The sequence below is a fragment of the Stutzerimonas kunmingensis genome (genome assembly GCF_032106285.1).
GTDB lineage: Bacteria > Pseudomonadota > Gammaproteobacteria > Pseudomonadales > Pseudomonadaceae > Stutzerimonas > Stutzerimonas kunmingensis_B.
In genome coordinates, this window is the sequence record NZ_DAMCPO010000015.1 from 98,950 (window position 1) to 114,799 (window position 15,850).

The following is a 15,850-nucleotide window of genomic DNA, read 5'->3' on the forward strand; positions in this document are numbered from 1 at the left end:
ATGCCTGTTTGTTGTGCACTCAAACTGGCCCCATTGCTGTTCTGCCGGCCCGGCGACCTGCGCCACATGGAGTGGTCGGAGGTCAATCTGGATGCGGGCGAGTGGTTGATTCCCGGCCACAAGATGAAAGGGCTCACTGCCACCAAACAGGATCGTCCGGACCATTTGGTTCCCCTGAGCCAGCAAGCAATCGCTGTTCTGCGCGAGCTGAAACCACTCACCGGCAGACATCGATACGCCTTCCCCTCGGCACGAGGAGGCGACCGGCCGATGTCCAACAATGCCGTACTCAGCGCATTACGCCGCATGGACATCAGCGGCGACGAAATGACTGGGCACGGCTTTCGTGCAACAGCGAGAACCATAGGTGCTGAGGTGCTGGGATTTCGCCCCGATCTCCTGGAGCATCAGCTTGCTCACACGGTAAAAAATCCGTTGGGACGGGCGTACGACCGAACGTCATTTCTGCCAGAACGACGCGACATGATGCAGCGCTGGTCAGATTACCTAGATGCGATCAAGGCCTGAGCTCACTGCCTGGGCTTGCAATACCGATTCCCGCTTGGTAAAAATCAGGCATCCCTCGGACGTTCATAGGACTCCATGGGATCGTCACGCTGCCCCAGTTACGGCGTTAAGAATCCGAAGTCCATCTGCTGTTAGCAAATGGACTTTCTGGGTACCTCATCGGGGTATCGCCAGCTGCGGATTCCACGCTGACTCGGACACCCATTCCACGCACATCCGGACAGTGATTCCACGCTGATCCGGACACTCATTCCACGAGCATCCGGACACCGATTCCACGGCCATCCGGACACTTTCCAGGCAGGCAGCTACGCAGGATTTATTCACTACCATCGACCTCTTTTTCGAAGCGAAGAGGTCGTCGTGGAGCGTTTATCCATGCGTAAAATCCGAGAGGTGTTACGCCTCAAGTTCGACTGCGGCCTGTCCGTGCGCAAGATCGCCCGCAGCCTGGGCATTGGCCACAGCAGTGCCGGTGATTACCTCTGCCGCTTTGCCGCCAGCGGTCTCAGCTGGCCCTGTTCGTTGTCCGATGCTGAGCTGGAGCAGCAGCTATTTCCACCAGCCCCGGCGGTGCCCAGCGAGCAGCGGCCCCTGCCCGATTGGGCATGGGTGCATGCCGAACTGCGCCGCCCCGGCGTAACCCTGGCTCTGCTCTGGCAGGAGTACCGCCTGAGCCAGCCGCAGGGCTTCCAGTACAGCTGGTTCTGCGAGCACTACCGAGCCTGGCAGGGCAAGCTGGACGTGGTGATGCGCCAGGAGCACCGCGTCGGCGAGAAGCTGTTCGTCGACTACGCCGGCCAGACGGTGCCAGTGATCGACCGCCACAGCGGCGAGATCCGCCAGGCGCAGGTGTTCGTCGCAGTGCTCGGCGCGTCCAGCTACACCTTCGCCGAGGCCACCTGGTCGCAGCAGTTGCCGGACTGGCTCGGCTCGCATGTCCGCTGCTTCGCCTTTCTCGGCGGGGTGCCCGAGATCGTGGTGCCGGACAACCTGCGCAGCGCGGTGAGTAAGAGTCATCGCTACGAGCCGGACATCAACCCGAGTTACCGCGATCTGGCCGAGCACTATGGCGTGGCGGTGGTGCCAGCTCGGGCCCGTAAACCGCGCGACAAGGCCAAGGCCGAAGTTGGCGTGCAGGTGGTCGAGCGCTGGATCCTCGCCGCGCTGAGGAATCGGCAGTTCTTCTCCCTGGATGAACTCAACAGCGCCATCTCCGTGTTGCTGGAGCGGCTCAACCGACGACCGTTTCGCAAGCTGCCGGGTTCCCGGCACTCGGCCTTCGAAGCCCTGGATCGTCCGGCGCTACGGCCATTGCCGGAGCAGCCCTACGTCTATGCCGAGTGGAAGAAGGCGCGGGTGCATATCGACTACCACGTCGAGGTCGACGGGCATTACTACTCGGTGCCTTACCAGTTGGTGAAGAAGCAACTGGAGGTGCGCCTGACGGCGCGCACGGTGGAGTGCTTCCACGCCAATCAGCGGGTGGCTAGCCACCTGCGCTCAACGCACAAGGGCCGGCACAGCACACAGACCGAGCACATGCCCAAGAGCCATCGCGAGCATGCCGAGTGGACGCCGCAACGGCTGATCCGCTGGGCCGAGCAGACCGGGCCGAATACCGCCGGTGTGATCGGCCACATCCTCGAACGGCGCATCCACCCGACCCAAGGTTACCGGGCCTGCCTGGGCATCCTTCGCCTGGGTAAAACCCACGGTGAGGCGCGCCTGGAATTGGCCTGCCGTCGCGCCATCAATCTCGGCGCGTGCAGCTACAAGAGCCTCGAATCGATCCTGCGCCTGGGTCTGGAAAACCTGCCCTTGGCTCAAACCAACCTGCCCCTGCTACCGGACGACCACGCCAACCTGCGCGGCCCCGGCTACTACCACTGAACACAAGGAATCCCACCATGCTGCCTCACCCGACCCTGGACAAGCTCCAGTCCCTGCGCCTGCACGGCATGCTCAAGGCCCTCGCCGAGCAACTGAAAATCCCCGACATCGGCAGCCTGAGCTTCGAGGAGCGCCTCGGCCTACTGGTCGACCGCGAGCTGACTGAGCGCGACGACAAGCGCCTGAGCAGCCGCCTGCGTCAGGCCAGGTTACGCCACAACGCCTGCCTCGAAGACCTCGACTACCGCAGCCCACGCGGCCTCGACAAGGCGCTGATCCTCCAGCTGAGCAGCGGTCAGTGGCTACGCGACGGCCTCAACCTGATCATCAACGGCCCGACCGGTGTCGGTAAAACCTGGCTGGCCTGCGCCCTGGCCCACCAGGCCTGCCGAGAGGGCTACAGCGTGCGTTACCTGCGCTTGCCGCGCCTGTTGGAAGAGCTGGGCTTGGCCCATGGCGACGGCCGCTTCGCCAAGCTGATGAGCAGCTACGCCAAGACCGACCTGCTGATCCTCGATGACTGGGGCTTGGCCCCGTTCACCGCCGAACAGCGGCGCGACATGCTGGAGCTACTGGACGACCGCTACGGCCAGCGCTCGACCATCGTCACCAGCCAGATGCCGGTGGACAACTGGCACGAGCTGATCGGCGATCCGACCCTGGCCGATGCCATCCTCGACCGCCTGGTGCACAACGCCTACCGGATCAATCTCAAGGGCGAATCGATGCGCAAGCGGGCGAAGAAATTGACGACGCCGGGCACCTCGGACTAACAATGCCACCCCTGCGTCGCTGCGCTCCGACTGCCTGTCCGAATGATCGTGGAACAGGTGTCCGGATCAGCGTGGGCTGAGTGTCCGAATGGCGTGGAATCCGCAGGCTGGCTCAGCACGGAGATATCTGCCTGGATCCTGAGCCGGCCGCGCGTACAGTTACGTGGGAGGCATAACAATGACTAACACCTCCGCCCCACTGCGCGCACAGACTCAGTGGTTTCATGTCTTTAGGGCCATGATCGATCAGGGTGATGTCGCCCGAATCGGGCCCCATGCATTTACGGTTTATGCCGTCATCAAGGCACACGCCAATTTCGACCATGGATTATCGAAACCGGGCATCCAACGGATTTCCGAACAGTCTGGAGTCAGTCAGGCACAGGTCAAACGGGCATTAGGGGTTCTCGAAAAAGCAGGTTTCATTGCAAAGAAAAAGTTCGGCCGATCCAATCACTACATGCTACGCGAAAAGGTCCAGGTCACTGAGGCCGGCTTACCACATACCGTAGTAACCTGGGATTACGTGCCGGACCGCGCCCAGCAGACCGTTACTGAGCTTAAAAAAGCCATGATCGCTGGCGATCTCGCAAGTACGCGAACACTGAATATCGAGCGTCTGAATATACAAATCAATCTGGCAGGTGGTAATTCCCAGATCGATTTAGGCTCATTGCACACCGACCTAGATCGACTGCCAGCCGGCATTCGAGAAACGCTGCGTAGAAACCTCAATCGCCGTGGTGATCTTATACACAGCTCAGAGTGACACGTATTAACCTGAGCTGTGTACCATCTGGATGGAGCTCACCTAGAGCTCCGTCGCGTTGGAATACAGCTCAGGCTGAGCCGCTAAAAAGAAAGATAAAATAAAAAAGAGTAGTTCTGGGGGCGACGCAACCTCCTGAGTGAAAGCCCCGAAGCCATTTTGGGTTACGGGCAGCTACCGTAAGCTCGATTCGACGAAACCCACCAGCCCATTTGCCGCTTTTTCGCATTGCAGAAGCGCCTTCCTTTATCATCCCCGGCATCGTGTAATGATTGATTCCCCATTCACTGGCTCAGGGCGCTCGGCTGTCGAATCCAGTGGCATCCAGCATAAACCGAGGCGACTGAGCAGAGCTGAGTTGCGATGCTGACGCCAGGCCGACAGAGCGGCATGTGCCGGCCGGGATGTGACCCTCGCCCAAAAATTTTAGCGGCTAAAATCGCCGCCTTCGCGCATCAGCGATCTGGACAGTGGTAAACCATGAATGCAGTAGAAATTGAGTCCGCCATTTCGGACCTGGCCCTAGAGCCCTTTGACGCGGCGGAGTTCCCGTTCACCTTCCTGGCCGCATTCGGCAACAAGGAAACCGCGCTCAAGCGCCTGCGCGCTGGCAACAACAACGCCTCGGATGTACCTGGCGGCGTACTACTGCGCAGCAACATTCATATCGCCGCATGCGAGCCTGGCACCGTGGGCGAAACGCTCAAGGCCTTGCGCGCCAGCCCGGCCACCATAAAAGCTAAAGCCAAGTTCATCCTCTCCACCGACGGGCAAACGCTGGAGGCCGAAGAACTGATCACGGGTGAAACCATCACCTGCGACTACCCTGACTTTCCCAACCACTTCGGCTTCCTGCTGCCGCTGGCCGGCATCTCCACCATCAAGGAGATCAAAGACAACCCCATCGACGTGCGTGCCACCAGCCGCCTGAACAAGCTGTACGTCGAACTGCTGAACGAGAACCCGGACTGGGCCAAGACCGAACGCCGCCATGACATGAACCATTTTATGTCTCGGTTAGTGTTCTGCTTTTTTGCTGAAGACACAGATATCTTCACTGGCGACGGACTGTTTACCACGACGGTTGAGCACTACAGCGAGCGCGACGGCTCCAACACCGCCCAGGTGCTGTCGGAAATCTTCCGCGCTATGAACCTCAAGTTGGCCGAGCGTGCCGGTGCAGAACCGCGCTTGCCTGGCTGGGCCAACAAATTCCCGTATGTGAATGGCGGCTTGTTCTCTGGAAGCACTGAAGTACCGCGCTTTACGCGCATGGCGCGTACTTACCTGCTGCACGCCGGCAACCTGAACTGGCAAAAAATCAACCCAGACATTTTCGGCAGCATGATTCAGGCCGTGGCCGATGATGAAGAGCGCGGCGCACTGGGCATGCACTACACCAGCGTGCCCAACATCCTGAAAGTATTAAACCCACTATTTCTGGATGATCTGTGTGCTCAGCTGGAGGCAGCGGGCGACAACAAGGCCAAGCTGCTTAACCTGCGCAAGCGTATGGCGCGCATCCGCGTATTTGACCCAGCATGCGGTTCCGGCAATTTCCTGGTCATTGCCTACAAGCAGATGCGCGATATCGAGGCGGAGATCAATCGTCGCCGGGGCGAAGCTCACAATAAGTCCGAAATACCGCTGACCAATTTCCGCGGCATCGAGCTACGCGACTTTCCGGCAGAAATTGCCCGACTGGCCCTTATCATTGCTGAGTTTCAGTGCGATGTGTTGTATCGCGGGCAGCAGGATGCTTTAGCTGAATTTCTACCGTTAGACTCACAGAATTGGATTGTCTGCGGCAATGCGCTGCGGCTGGATTGGTTGGCGGTGTGCCCGCCGACGGGGACTAGCGTGAAGCTGGCAGCGAACGATTTGTTCGACGTGCCATTGGACCAATCTGAAATCGCCTTCGAAAACGAAGGAGGCGAGACGTACATCTGCGGTAACCCGCCGTATATTGGCGACAAATATCAATCGAAAGAGCAGAAGAGCGACATAAAAAGCCTTACCAAAAAAGACGTGCGCGCTGTCGATTACATCACTGGGTGGCTTTGGAAAGCATCAGACTACATTCGCAGCGGAGGCCGATTCGCCTTCGTTTCTACGAACTCTATCTGCCAAGGTGTTCAGGTTCCGCTGGTGTGGCCGAGAATAGTCATGGCGGGGCAAGAGATTTTCTTTGGCCACAAAGCTTTTCTCTGGGGTAACAACGCTGCTAGGAACGCGCAAGTCACCTGCATAATTGTTGGCGTGGCCAATTTAGGCGTCAAACAGAAATACATCTTCGACGGTGAAGAGCGAAAAGAAGTTGAAAGCATCAACTTATATCTCGCGCCCGGCAAAAATATCATCGTCGAGCGGGCGAATGATCCCATCTCTGGTGTATCGACCATGTTTGGCGGGAACATCCCGAGAGATCAGGGAAATCTGTTGCTCACGCCCGATGAGGCAAGGGATTTGCTGGACTCTTATCCTGAGGCAGCGCCTCTAATAAAGCCGATCCTTGGCTCCAAAGAGTTCATCAATGGCCTAGAACGGTACTGTCTCTGGATAACTGACGAACAAGCGCAGATCGCCTTTTCAATTCCGCCCATCAAGGCGAGGCTTGACCGCATACGAGAATATCGTCTGCATGGCAGTGAACGTGGCCGTGCCGGCCTCGACACACCCTACAAGTTTGAACGGACTATCATCGGAAACGACCACACCATCATCATTCCAAGCGTCTCGTCGGAGCGCCGCGCTTATCTCCCTTGCGGTTTGCTGACGAGTGACGTGCGCGTCTCAAATCTTGCACTTGCCCTCTACGACGCCCCACTTTGGAACATGGCCCTCATCGCCTCCCGCCTGCACCTCGTTTGGATTGGCACCGTCTGCGGAAAAATGAAAACGGACTTCCGCTACTCCAACACACTTGGCTGGAACACCTTCCCAGTGCCGAGGCTCACAGAGCAAAACAAGGTCGACCTGACCCGCTGCGCTGAAGATATTCTGCTGGCCCGCGAAGCACACTTCCCCGCCACCATCGCCGACCTGTATGACCCAGACACCATGCCTGAGAACCTTCGCCGTGCCCACGAGCACAACGATGAAGTGCTGGAGCGTATCTATATCGGTCGTCGCTTCAAGAACGACACCGAACGACTGGAGAAGCTGTTTGATCTCTACACCAAGATGACAGCAGACACAGCAAAGGCCACGCCGAAGAAGCTACGAGGGAAAATGGCATGAACGACACCCCTGCTAGCCTGACCACACCACCCGAGGGCTACGGCGAGTGGTTAGCAGACCTCAAAGGCCGCATCCATAGCGCCCAGCAGCGCGCCACGCTGGCGGTAAACCGCGAACTGGTGCTGCTCTACTGGCAGATCGGCAACGATATTTTGACCCGGCAGGCACAGCAGGGCTGGGGGGCCAAGGTGATCGAGCGGCTGGCCCATGACCTGCGCACCGCCTTTCCTGAGATGAAGGGATTTTCCCGCGCCAACCTGATGTATATGCGCGCCTTTGCCGAGGCCTGGCCGGATGCCGCAATTGTCCAACAGGCTGTTGGACAATTGCCCTGGGGGCACAACCTGGTACTGCTGACCCGGCTAAAAGACTCACAGCAGCGCCTGGCCTATGCCCAGAGCGCGATTGCGCACGGTTGGTCACGCAATGTGCTGAACATCCATATCGAAACCCGCCTGTTGGAGCGCAGTGGCACGGCGGTCACTAACTTCGACGTCAGCTTGCCCAAGGTGCAGTCGGACCTGGCCCGCGAGTCGTTGAAAGATCCGTATCGGTTTGACTTCCTCGGCCTGCGCGATGAGGCGCAGGAACGCGAAATCGAACACGCCCTGGTCAAACACGTCACCGAGTTTCTGTTGGAGCTGGGCGCAGGCTTTGCGTTTGTCGGGCGGCAGGTAGTGCTGGATGTAGGCGGCGACGAATTCTTCATTGACTTGCTGTTCTACCACCTCAAGCTGCGCTGCTATGTGGTGATCGAGCTCAAAGCCGGCAAGTTCAAGCCCGAGCACCTGGGCCAGCTTGGATTTTATATGACTGCGGTGGATCGCCAGGTCAAAGATGAACACGACAACCCCACCATCGGCCTTTTGCTCTGCAAGAGCAAAAACAAGATCGTGGCGGAATATGCGCTGGGCGATAAGACCCAGCCCATGGGCATTGCCGAGTACAAATTGCTCGAATCTCTGCCTGCAGAATTGCAAACCAGCTTGCCCAGCATTGAACAGATCGAACGTGAACTGGCGGGCGACGGCACCCTCATGGAGGACGAATCACAGTGACGAACACCACCAACCCGACCAACAGCTACACGGTGCCGTCGGTATCCATTGCTACAGCGCACACTGGGGCATCCAGCAAGGCAAATGAGCTGGGCATGCGCACCATGCAAGAGCGCGCCTATACCAAGCGCGGCGAACAGTACCTGCTGATCAAATCGCCCCCCGCATCGGGCAAGTCTCGCGCACTGATGTTTATCGCCTTGGATAAGCTGCATAACCAGAACCTGCAACAGGCCATCGTCATAGTGCCCGAGCGCTCCATTGGCGGCAGCTTTGCCGATGAGCCGCTGAGCCAGCATGGTTTCTACTGGGACTGGGTGGTGGCTCCGCAGTGGAACCTGTGCAATGCCCCAGGCATCGATGAGCCGCGTGTGGCCAAGTCCAAGGTGGACGCCGTGCGCGCCTTCCTAGACAGCAGCGACAAGGTGCTGGTCTGCACCCACGCCACCTTCCGCTTTGCCGTGGAAGAGTTGGGCATCGACGCGTTCGACAACCGCCTAATTGCCATCGATGAGTTCCACCACGTTTCTGCCAACCCAGACAACAAACTGGGCAGCCAACTGAGCGCGTTCATCAACCGCGACAAGGTACACCTCGTTGCCATGACCGGCTCCTACTTCCGTGGCGACAGCGCGGCCGTGCTGGCCCCGTCGGAAGAGAACAAGTTTGAGACGGTGACGTACACCTACTACGAGCAGCTAAACGGCTATCGCTGGCTCAAGTCGCTGGATATTGGCTACTTCTTCTACACTGGGAGGTACGTGGATGCGGTCGCCAAGGTGCTGGACCCGGCGCTGAAAACCATCGTCCACATTCCAAACGTAAATGCCCGCGAGAGCCTCAAAGACAAGGAACGCGAGGTCAACGAGATCATGAGTTCGCTGGGCGATTGGCAGGGTGTCGACCCGGCGACCGGCTTCCACCTGATCAAAGCCAAGGACGGCCGCACGCTGAAAGTGGCCGACCTGGTAGATGACAGCGACGCGGCCAGACGCTCCAAAGTGCTCGGCGCACTGAAAGATCCGGCACAGAAGAACAACCGCGACAACGTGGATGTAATCATCGCGCTGGGCATGGCGAAGGAAGGCTTTGACTGGATCTGGTGCGAGCATGCGCTGACCATCGGCTACCGTTCGAGCCTGACCGAAATCGTACAAATCATTGGCCGTGCCACGCGGGATGCCGAGGGTAAGGAGCGCTCGCGTTTCACCAACCTGATCGCCGAGCCTATGGCCGATCAAGCTGCCGTTGCCGAGGCGGTGAACGATATGCTCAAAGCCATTTCCGCCAGCCTGCTGATGGAACAGGTGCTTGCTCCGCGCTATGAATTCACCCCGAGGAACCACGGGGAGAAAGAGGGCTTTGTTTACAACGATGGTGAAGGCTATCAACCGGGCGGCACCAACCTGGGCGTGAATGAAACCACAGGCCAGTTCCATGTTGAGATCAATGGCCTGACCACGCCGCAAAGCACTGAAGCCACGCGCATCTGCAAAGAAGATTTGAACGAAGTAGTGACTAGCTTCCTGCAGGACAAAACCGTGCTGGAACGCGGCCTATTCGACAAGGAAAATACCTTGCCGGAAGAGCTGACCCAACTGCGCATGGGGAAAATCGTGCGCGAGCGTTACCCCGATTTGAGCGACGTCGACCAGGAAGCCATCCGCCAACACGCTATCGCCGCAATGAACATTACCCAGCAGGCCAAGTTGATGTTGGCTCAGGCCGACGCCAACGGGAGTGACACCTTACAAGGCAGCACTGCTCTGCTGGATGGCGTGCGCAAGTTCATTAACGTACGCGAGCTGGACATTGATCTAATCGACCGCATCAACCCCTTCGACGCCGCCTATGCGGTACTGGCGAAGGCGATGGACGAAAAGTCCCTGCGTCAGGTTCAGGCCAGCATTGCGGCCAAAAAGGTGAGCATTCCCGAAGACGAAGCACGAGACCTGGCAAAACGTGCCCTGCAGTTCAAGAACGAGCGTGGCCGCCTGCCTGACATCAACTCCGCCGACGCCTGGGAAAAGACTATCGCCGAGGGCATGGTAGCTTTCGCACGCTATCGTGCCCAAGCGAAGGCACAGGAGGGCTCTGCCAATGGCTGAAATGAACGATGACGAGCTGCTGAATGCGCTGGGGATAGAAGTCCCTTCACTCAAGATAACAACCCGAACCCCTCGCGAAGAACGCATCATCGCTGGCTTCGAGGACATTCAGCGTTTCTATCAAACCCACGGCCGCGCCCCACTGCATGGCGAGGATTGCGACATCTTCGAGCGTTTGTATGCCGTGCGCCTGGATCAGCTGCGCAAGCTGCCGGAGGCACAAACCCTACTGGCAGGCTTTGATAGTCACGGCCTACTGTCAGGTACTGCGGCCGCCGCAGTAAATGTGGACGACCTGGATGAGGACGCATTACTCGCTGAGCTCGGCATCGGCAGTGAGTCCGTCGATCAGGACGACATCACCGTGCTGCGGCATGTGCGATCCAGTGCGGCAATAAAGGCGGCAGAAGAAATTGCCGCCCGGAACCCGTGTAAAGACTTCGAGAGGTTTAAGCCACTGTTTGATGAGGTGGAAGCGGGCCTCAAACAAAAATCGTGGGTAACCAAGCCCTTTGGCAAGAACGCCAGCATCGAAGCAGGGGACTTCTTCATTTTGAGCGGACTGATCGCCTATGTTGCCGAAGTGGGCGACACCTACAGGACGCCGAATGCGGAGACAAATGGGCGCTTGCGCGTCATCTACTCCAATGAGACGGAAAGCGATCTGCTATTACGGTCCTTGCAGCGGGCGCTCTACAAAGACAGTGACGGCCGTGCCGGGTCTCGGCTCATCAAGGTAGATTCCGGCCCGCTATTCAGCGACATAACCGAGCCGGACGACATCGAGACTGGCACTATCTATGTGCTGCGCAGCCAGTCCAGCCACCCATTCGTAGCCGAGCACCGCGAGCTGATCCACAAGATCGGCGTAACCGGCGGCCGAGTGGAAACCCGTATCGCGGCGGCCGCGAAGGATGCCACCTACCTGCTGGCCGATGTGGAAGTGGTCGCGACTTACAAGCTTCACAACCTGAACCGTACCCGGCTGGAAAACATCTTCCACCGCCTGTTTGGCGCAGCGCAGCTGGACTTAACCATCGAAGACCGCTTCGGCAATCCGGTTAAGCCAAGGGAATGGTTCCTAGTGCCGCTGCATGTGATTGATGAAGCGGTTGAGCGCATTCGGGATGGGTCTATTACCGGTGTAGCGTATGACCCACAAACGGCTCGCCTGGTCAGCTGAGGCGCTGGGTATGCGCAACGGCTAAATAGTGATGATCAAATCCGGGCGGAAGCCAGTCTCTTCGCCCGGATATCCCCGAGGGTTGCAGACCATACGCGTGCCCGCCACTTCTTAGTCGACGGCTGTATGTGAATGCCCACGCACCCACAGTGCCATATGCGCCTCCCCCATAAGGTCTTCCCCGCGACTGGCATACGCGGCATCCATGTGAGTGCCGGCATGCGGGTTGCAGTGGACAGCTTCAGCGCGACTTAACCTACGTTAGCCTCGACCAGTCGCAAAGGAGATGACGGTACATCCAGCATGTACTGCCTGGTCACCATCTCTGCCGTAAGCCCGGCAGCTGTCAACACCCGCTTCCAGGTACTGTAATCCAGGAGATTGATCGCCCTCTGTACCAGCATAGGCGACTCCATAGGGATCAACTCGTCAAACTCCTCGTGCTTCGTGAAACCCTTTCGATTGAGGTACGTGAAGCCCGATTTAGCTTGCTCGGCAGTAAGCAGATCAAGGGTGTGAGCCCTGAAAATGAGCGCCTTGAAGCTTACCTTCCAACGAAGCTTCATTTCCTTGAGTGCCGGCCAGTTCAGGTACTTGCCTCGCATAGGGGGAAACTCTGATGCGAAACTTGCCCGGGGCATCAACAAAGCGCTGGCAAACTGGTTAGCCTGATCCTCAGTAAGGCGGCAACCGGTCTCAATGCCTTGGTGCATCACCAAATGGCCCATTTCATGAGCAAGGTCGAAACGTTGCCGGCATGGATTCACCTTTGCGGTGTTCCTCACGATCAACGGTCGTTTGTTGGACAGCGAGAACGCATCGACCTTGTCATCGGCTTCGGCCAGATTCACCACCAGCACACCAACTTTTTCGGCCAGCTTGGTCACACTAGACAGGGGGCCAATCCCCAGGCCTTGCTCACGGCGAAATTTTTCAGCAACTTGCTCGATCTTGTTGATACCGGATACCGGCTCCTCAAGCATGCTGAAACTCACTGCAGGAAAGGCAACTTCCTTATCCAACTCGTCAATCAGCAGCTCAAACATCTCGACCTGAGCCGCAATGGTCTTTTTGAGAGTCTGCGAGGAGGATCGGACGCTTCGAAAATGGCATTGCTCCAACTCCACCGAACCGCGTCGTGGCGTGAAGAAAAAACTCTCGCGCACGCCCAAGGCTTCAGATAGCTGGGCGAGTTGGGTGCCCGAAGGAATCGCATTGACTTCCAGCTTGTGCGCGTATTGCCGGGTAACGCCCAAGAGCTCTCCGATATCGGCGAGCGAACGCCCCGCCGCGCATCTAGCGAGACGGAGCTTGTCGGGCGAAAACTCGTCGCCAAGAGGCAGAAAGCCTGTTCTGTCATTCATTTACTGGATCAGCATCTCGTGTTGCGTTCTGGTCTGCATCTTTGTCCCGACGAGCGACTAATGGATCATCGATTGCCACCTCTTGTGGAAGCTCGGTGGTACGAGGAGCAAACAGAGGCACGTAGTCATGCACCCACTTACATACGAGGTTCCGGTTGGTATCGAAGCCCAGAATCGAAGCAGTCAGCGTCGGCCCGTCAAAGTTGCCGTCAGTATCGACATACAAACGCCAGGTAATGTTCTTGTCGATCGCAGGCCCCAGCAGGCTAGCCTGGTAAAGCTCAACTCGGTTGGATTGCAGTCGATACCCTTTCTTTCTGACCTCGGGATCGTCCATTACCACCTGCATCAGCACGCCATTCACACTCAGAGTGAAGTCCATGGTGCGGTTAGTGAGCAGCAGCCACGGAAGGGCCGGATCGCCGTGCAGGCGTTTGAACCGGCCGTGGACGCGGCCATACGGAAGTGTTCCCATAGTCCAGTTGGTATCGTCATCAGTAGAGGTGACTTCCAACGCACGGTAAGCCGCATCCAGAGCGTTATTGCAGATCAGCTCGACGTGTTCCGGCTTCAGCTTCGGTTCCAGCTCACTCGGGTGTTGGATCGGGGGCATGGGCCTCTCCATAAAAGCGTGCAAAACATAGATACTGTCAACCGGCATTTTTGTGCAAATTATGGTATCTGTCAACCTTCGTGCCCCTGATGCTCAATAGCTGCCTGGCGAAGCTTTTAAACCCGAAGCTACCTAAGACCGTTTCCCGGCAACAACACGGGACACTGACGGTAGAGTGCTCAGGTTGTACAGTTTTTGCTCAACCACCCCAAAAGCCATATACGACGCTACGTTTAGCTCACTGTATCTGCTCACTGGCTTACAGCGCTTCTAGGACGCTCATAATCCCCTGGTCGCAGTTTCGTGTGCTGCCAGGTGCAAGTTATCTCGGCCCGGTCTTACCGACGTATCGATACAGCGTTGTTCTCGATACCCCGTATCGCTTGGCTACGGTGCCAACCTGAATCTGTGGATCTTTGAGCAAAGCCTTTATTTCGCGGACTTGAGCCTCTTCCAGCGCAGGTTTACGACCACCTTTACGTCCTCGAGCGCGAGCCGCCGCCAGCCCTGCGCGGGTACGCTCTCGAATCAGGTTGCGCTCGAACTCGGCCAGGGCTGCGAACACATGAAAGATCAGCTTGCCGGCGGCGCTGGTGGTTTCGATTCGCTCGTTGATCGACTCGAACCCCACCCCTTCCTGCTCCAGCCGACTGACGATCCCAACCAAGTCAGGCAAGGAGCGGCCAAGGCGATCCAGTCGCCATACGACCAGAGTGTCGCCACTGCGCAGAGCCTTGAGACAGTGCCCCAACTCCGGCCTATCTGCTGACTTACCACTCATGGTCTCCTCGTAAACTGCGTTGCATCCAGTCAGGGCAAGTGCATCACGCTGCAGGTCGAGATTCTGATCATCAGTCGACACTCGGGCGTACCCAATCCGCTTTCCCATACGTTTTTCTCACACTGATTTCGGTACGGGAAAAGTGACAGGAAAGCGGTAAATCCCAAGCCCAAAAGATCATCTGGAATAGGTGTGCCATAAACGACCGTTTATTGGACGGATGCGCTCGTCAATTTCAGGCGCTGAAAGCGACCGAAACCGAACCCCAGAATATTTTTCCTCGCTCAACATTTCCTTCAGCAGCTCAGCACCTGAGCTGAATGGAGGAATGACCATGAAGCAGAGTTTCCACGCACATTTTGATCGGGACTTGACCAAGGCCGGTTCGGCAATTCTCAGGGAGGCAGTCCGGCGCGGGCTTCTCAGTCAGCACGAGGCCATGATCCACGACCAGCAATGGGCGCAGTTTAGTGCTTATGCCAACGAGTCTCATGAGGTAGACATCTTGGAATTCGTCAATAAAAAATTGGTGAGGGAGTACGGGGAAGAGCTCTATATCCAGACATACCAAGGAAATCTCCCACTACAAAGCGTGTCGGGCCTGCTTGAGACTGTATATGTAGTGATGGGCTTCGCAACTAATGGGCACTGGAAAGGCGCAGCGGCTAACGTCGGTAGCCGTCTTGGCTTTCCAAGCTATGCACGGATTACCGTACCGCGCAGTCTTGACCGTACTAAGTTTGAAACCGCGATGGTGGATATTCAGGCTCTCCACTCAGAGCAGCTAGCAACATTAATCAGGTCAGTTCGATACCTCGGCATGTCATTGCTTGAGGCTTTTTTCTTCGACGCAGAAGATGCTCACAAGGACGCCGAAGAAGAAAACATCTTTTATGTGTTCAGCAAAGATAAACATGAGCATCGGATCATTAATATCTCTGCTCCTGAGCAAATTTTAATTTTGAAGAAGGCCGCGGCATTTCAAAAGCTTCAGGGCAGCAGCCACGCGACACCAGCAGCTTGGTGTACATGGAAATTAAAGAACCTACCTGCAGCTCAAGAGCTTTTACTTTCTCACGGACTAAACATTGATGATTGTCGCGCGGCATATGCCTGCGAGCTCTACTGGCGATTGTCTGGTCACCACGCCCCGATTCTTGGGGGCAAAGCTCCCCAAGATGAGGATCTGGAGGCCCGGAATCACGTCGCCTACGAGCTCGGGAATATGCGTATCTGGGAAACTGATGCGTACGTTGGTGCCCGAGCCAACCTGAGGAAGGAAGCCGCCGGTACCAATCGCTAAGCCATCACACAGCAGATTTGGGATTAGATCAGACGCCCTTAACCTTGGCAGAGCTCGAATTAAAGGAGTCAGGGTATGGATCGTTTTGAATTGCTTGTATATGCCGTGCTTGCCGTCATCAGTGCGCTGACTATCGCAGGTGTAATTGGCTATATGGTCGCAGCGTACCTGGACAAGAAGCACGGCGACGATTGAGCCCTCAGCGGAACGGCCAGATACCTGCAACAAACTGTCCGC

The 15,850-nt window shown here is 57.3% G+C and carries 12 protein-coding genes; 9 read left to right on the forward strand and 3 right to left on the reverse strand.

The features are described from left to right. From RT582_RS13615 to RT582_RS13650, 8 genes are all read left to right on the forward strand, one after another. On the forward strand, nucleotides 1–528 hold a 528-nt coding region (locus RT582_RS13615; protein ID WP_313477874.1), incomplete at its 5' end, for a tyrosine-type recombinase/integrase. 378 nt (nucleotides 529–906) lie between these two features. Continuing rightward, complete coding sequence (istA, locus tag RT582_RS13620; RefSeq protein WP_279933776.1) at nucleotides 907–2,421, forward strand: IS21 family transposase; 1,515 nt, start codon at nucleotides 907–909, stop codon at nucleotides 2,419–2,421. Between the two features lie 17 nt (nucleotides 2,422–2,438). Next, the gene (gene istB / locus RT582_RS13625) at nucleotides 2,439–3,194 is read left to right on the forward strand and encodes an IS21-like element helper ATPase IstB (RefSeq protein ID WP_046622667.1); all 756 of its coding nucleotides are present in this window, start codon (nucleotides 2,439–2,441) and stop codon (nucleotides 3,192–3,194) included. 178 nt (nucleotides 3,195–3,372) lie between these two features. Then, nucleotides 3,373–3,963: a helix-turn-helix domain-containing protein gene (locus tag RT582_RS13630; protein ID WP_042926691.1), complete on the forward strand. Its 591-nt coding sequence runs from the start codon at nucleotides 3,373–3,375 to the stop codon at nucleotides 3,961–3,963. A 480-nt stretch (nucleotides 3,964–4,443) separates the two neighbouring features. After that, a complete protein-coding gene (locus RT582_RS13635) occupies nucleotides 4,444–7,203 on the forward strand; it encodes a class I SAM-dependent DNA methyltransferase (RefSeq protein ID WP_042926692.1) in 2,760 nt (919 codons plus the stop codon). After that, nucleotides 7,200–8,261 carry a PDDEXK nuclease domain-containing protein gene (locus tag RT582_RS13640; protein WP_042926695.1) on the forward strand — a complete coding sequence of 354 codons (1,062 nt, stop codon included), beginning with the start codon at nucleotides 7,200–7,202 and terminating at the stop codon, nucleotides 8,259–8,261. Before RT582_RS13635 ends, RT582_RS13640 begins: the two co-directional genes overlap by 4 nt. 371 nt (nucleotides 8,262–8,632) lie before the next feature. Continuing rightward, the gene (locus RT582_RS13645) at nucleotides 8,633–10,369 is read left to right on the forward strand and encodes a DEAD/DEAH box helicase (RefSeq protein WP_234174707.1); all 1,737 of its coding nucleotides are present in this window, start codon (nucleotides 8,633–8,635) and stop codon (nucleotides 10,367–10,369) included. Continuing rightward, nucleotides 10,362–11,552, forward strand: a complete 1,191-nt coding sequence (locus RT582_RS13650; protein ID WP_042926699.1) for a GIY-YIG nuclease family protein — start codon at nucleotides 10,362–10,364, stop codon at nucleotides 11,550–11,552. Before RT582_RS13645 ends, RT582_RS13650 begins: the two co-directional genes overlap by 8 nt. A gap of 251 nt (nucleotides 11,553–11,803) precedes the next feature. Here RT582_RS13650 and RT582_RS13655 read toward each other — a convergent pair whose 3' ends face one another. The 3 genes from RT582_RS13655 to RT582_RS13665 form a co-directional block, all read right to left on the reverse strand. Next, on the reverse strand, nucleotides 11,804–12,916 hold the full coding sequence (locus tag RT582_RS13655) for a helix-turn-helix domain-containing protein (protein WP_042926702.1): 1,113 nt from the start codon (nucleotides 12,914–12,916) through the stop codon (nucleotides 11,804–11,806). Then, the gene (locus tag RT582_RS13660) at nucleotides 12,909–13,529 is read right to left on the reverse strand and encodes a hypothetical protein (protein ID WP_042926703.1); all 621 of its coding nucleotides are present in this window, start codon (nucleotides 13,527–13,529) and stop codon (nucleotides 12,909–12,911) included. Before RT582_RS13660 ends, RT582_RS13655 begins: the two co-directional genes overlap by 8 nt. 322 nt (nucleotides 13,530–13,851) lie before the next feature. Then, complete coding sequence (locus RT582_RS13665) at nucleotides 13,852–14,418, reverse strand: recombinase family protein (RefSeq protein ID WP_042926704.1); 567 nt, start codon at nucleotides 14,416–14,418, stop codon at nucleotides 13,852–13,854. 226 nt (nucleotides 14,419–14,644) lie between these two features. Here RT582_RS13665 and RT582_RS13670 point away from each other — a divergent pair, with 226 nt between their 5' ends. Continuing rightward, nucleotides 14,645–15,613, forward strand: a complete 969-nt coding sequence (locus RT582_RS13670; protein ID WP_042926705.1) for a hypothetical protein — start codon at nucleotides 14,645–14,647, stop codon at nucleotides 15,611–15,613. The last annotated feature ends 237 nt before the right edge of the window (nucleotides 15,614–15,850 follow it).

Coding starts and splice junctions, on each gene's coding strand:
- RT582_RS13665 (WP_042926704.1), bottom strand. CDS start 14,418: ATGGGAAAGCGGATTGGGTACGCCCGAGTGTCGACTGATGATCAGAAT.
- RT582_RS13630 (WP_042926691.1), top strand. CDS start 3,373: ATGACTAACACCTCCGCCCCACTGCGCGCACAGACTCAGTGGTTTCAT.
- RT582_RS13650 (WP_042926699.1), top strand. CDS start 10,362: ATGGCTGAAATGAACGATGACGAGCTGCTGAATGCGCTGGGGATAGAA.
- istB (WP_046622667.1), top strand. CDS start 2,439: ATGCTGCCTCACCCGACCCTGGACAAGCTCCAGTCCCTGCGCCTGCAC.
- RT582_RS13635 (WP_042926692.1), top strand. CDS start 4,444: ATGAATGCAGTAGAAATTGAGTCCGCCATTTCGGACCTGGCCCTAGAG.
- RT582_RS13655 (WP_042926702.1), bottom strand. CDS start 12,916: ATGAATGACAGAACAGGCTTTCTGCCTCTTGGCGACGAGTTTTCGCCC.
- RT582_RS13670 (WP_042926705.1), top strand. CDS start 14,645: ATGAAGCAGAGTTTCCACGCACATTTTGATCGGGACTTGACCAAGGCC.
- RT582_RS13640 (WP_042926695.1), top strand. CDS start 7,200: ATGAACGACACCCCTGCTAGCCTGACCACACCACCCGAGGGCTACGGC.
- RT582_RS13660 (WP_042926703.1), bottom strand. CDS start 13,529: ATGCCCCCGATCCAACACCCGAGTGAGCTGGAACCGAAGCTGAAGCCG.
- istA (WP_279933776.1), top strand. CDS start 907: ATGCGTAAAATCCGAGAGGTGTTACGCCTCAAGTTCGACTGCGGCCTG.